We start from the raw sequence: 2,569 nt of genomic DNA, 5'->3' as shown, positions 1-2,569 counted from the left end.
GGTCGGGGCCCGGTGGGCCCGCACGTCCTCCGGAGGTCGGGGCCCGGTGGGCCCGCACGTCCTCCGGAGGTCGCCGCGATCTCCCCAGGGTGCCTAGAGGCCGCGGCCCGGGAGTTCGACCTTGGCGCCCAGCTCGACGAGCTTGTGCATGAAGTTCTCGTATCCCCGGTTGATCAGGTCGATCCCGTGCACCCGGGACGTCCCCTGCGCCGCCAGTGCCGCGATCAGATAGGAGAAGCCGCCCCGCAGGTCGGGGATCACCAGATCCGCGCCCTGGAGCTTCGTCGGGCCCGACACCACCGCCGAGTGGAGGAAGTTGCGCTGGCCGAAGCGACAGTCGGAGCCGCCCAGGCATTCGCGGTAGAGCTGGATATGGGCGCCCATCTGATTGAGGGCGGAGGTGAAGCCGAGCCGGGACTCGTAGACCGTCTCATGGACGATGGACAGGCCCGCCGCCTGCGTCAGCGCCACCACCAGCGGCTGCTGCCAGTCGGTCTGGAAACCGGGGTGTACGTCGGTCTCCAGGGCGATCGCGTTCAGCGAGCCCCCCGGGTGCCAGAACCGGATGCCCTCGTCGTCGATCTCGAACGCGCCGCCGACCCGCCGGAAGGTGTTCAGGAAGGTCATCATGGAGCGCTGCTGGGCGCCCCGCACATAGATGTTGCCCTCCGTCGCCAGCGCGGCGGACGCCCAGGAAGCCGCCTCCAGCCGGTCCGGGAGCGCGCGGTGCGCGTAACCGCCGAGCCGGTCGACGCCGGTGATCCGGATCGTCCGGTCGGTGTCCATGGAGATGATCGCGCCCATTTTCTGCAGGACGCAGATCAGATCCTCGATCTCCGGCTCCACCGCGGCGTTCGACAGCTCGGTGACGCCCTCGGCGAGCACCGCGGTCAGCAGCACCTGCTCCGTGGAGCCGACCGAGGGGTACGGCAGCCGGATCTTGGTGCCGCGCAGCCGCTGCGGGGCCTCCAGATACTGCCCGTCGTCCCGCTTCTCGATCTTCGCGCCGAACTGCCGCAGCACATCGAAGTGGAAGTCGATCGGCCGGCCGCCGATGTCACACCCCCCGAGCCCGGGGATGAAGGCGTGCCCGAGCCGGTGCAGCAGCGGGCCGCAGAACAGGATCGGGATGCGCGAGGAGCCCGCGTGGGCGTCGATGTCCGCGACATTGGCGCTTTCGACATGGGTGGGGTCGAGCACCAGTTCCCCCGGCTCGTCCCCGGGACGTACGGTCACCCCGTGCAGCTGGAGCAGTCCGCGCACCACCCGCACATCGCGGATGTCGGGCACATTGCGCAGTCTGGACGGCTCACTGCCGAGCAGAGCGGCGACCATCGCCTTGGGCACCAGGTTCTTGGCGCCGCGGACGCGGATCTCACCCTCCAGCGGGGTTCCGCCGTGGACAAGCAGTACATCGTCTGTGCCGGTCATGAATCTCGCGTTCCGGAGGGGGTCCCCCCGGCGGAGCGAGGGGATGGCGGGCAGAGGGTCAGAGAAAAGGGTAAGGGGACAGCGCCCCCGGCCCGTCAGGGCGAGTACGCCCCACGGCGTAATGACGTCCCGTACAGCATGTCCGGTCCCCCGTTTCGCGTGGCGTGTGGTCCCGTCCGGCCGCCGTCGGTGGCCGGGACCGTACGCCTACCCCGGCCCGGCCGGGGCACACTGTGCCCGCTCCGCCCCCGCGGAGGGCGAAGATGCGGGATCATGTCACGCATGACCGAGGTGTCCTCGCTCACAGGGCGGCTGCTCGTCGCCACCCCCGCCCTGGCCGACCCCAATTTCGACCGGGCGGTGGTCCTGCTGCTCGACCACGACGACGAGGGCACCCTCGGTGTGGTCCTCAACCGGCCCACCCCCGTCGGCGTCGGCGACATCCTGGAACCCTGGGCCTCCCTCACCGGCGAGCCCGGTGTGGTGTTCCAGGGCGGTCCGGTCTCCCTGGACTCGGCGCTCGGCGTCGCCGTGATCCCCGGCGACGAGGGCCCGCTCGGCTGGCGCCGGGTGTACGGGGCGATCGGCCTGATCGACCTGGAGGCCCCGCCCGAGCTGCTCGGCTCGGCCCTCGGCTCGCTGCGTATCTTCGCCGGATACGCGGGCTGGGGCCCGGGGCAGCTGGAGAGCGAGCTGGACGACGGGGCGTGGTACGTCGTGGAGTCCGAGCCGGGCGATGTGTCCTCGCCCCGGCCCGAGGCCCTGTGGCGGGCGGTGCTGCGCCGCCAGCGCAGTGAACTGGCCATGTTCGCCACCTATCCCGATGACGCATCGCTCAACTGATTCCCGGGCCGATGACCCCTCGCTCAACTGAATCCCGGGCCGACGACGCATCGCTCAACTGAATCCCGGGGCGGTGCCCGGGCAGGTCCCAGGAACCGGAATCCCGGGCCCTGATCCGGCCACGACCAGCCCCGTCTCATAGGCGACGACGACCAGCTGGGCCCGGTCCCGGGCGGCGAACTTGCCCAGCAGATGACTGACATGCGTCTTCACCGTGGAGACACCGACATGGAGCCGGTGGGCGATCTCCGTGTTGTTCAGCCCCCGGGCCACCAGCTCCAGCACCTCCCGCTCC

The 2,569-nt window shown here is 70.7% G+C and carries 3 protein-coding genes; 1 reads left to right on the top strand and 2 read right to left on the bottom strand.

Annotated features, from left to right (window positions below; translation table 11 throughout):
- Positions 1–93: 93 nt before the first annotated feature.
- Positions 94–1,431, bottom strand: coding sequence for a UDP-N-acetylglucosamine 1-carboxyvinyltransferase (gene murA / locus ACWF94_RS38410; protein ID WP_453499591.1), 1,338 nt, complete (start codon positions 1,429–1,431; stop codon positions 94–96).
- Positions 1,432–1,713: 282 nt separating this feature from the next.
- Between murA and ACWF94_RS38405 the strand changes: the two genes are divergently transcribed.
- On the top strand, positions 1,714–2,274 hold the full coding sequence (locus tag ACWF94_RS38405; protein ID WP_453499589.1) for a YqgE/AlgH family protein: 561 nt from the start codon (positions 1,714–1,716) through the stop codon (positions 2,272–2,274).
- Positions 2,275–2,328: 54 nt separating this feature from the next.
- Here ACWF94_RS38405 and ACWF94_RS38400 read toward each other — a convergent pair.
- Positions 2,329–2,569, bottom strand: a 241-nt coding sequence (locus ACWF94_RS38400; protein ID WP_453499587.1) for a response regulator transcription factor, incomplete at its 5' end; no start/stop codon positions are given.

The sequence above is a fragment of the Streptomyces sp. NPDC055078 genome (genome assembly GCF_053607985.1).
This window is presented reverse-complemented; position numbering and strand designations above follow the sequence as displayed.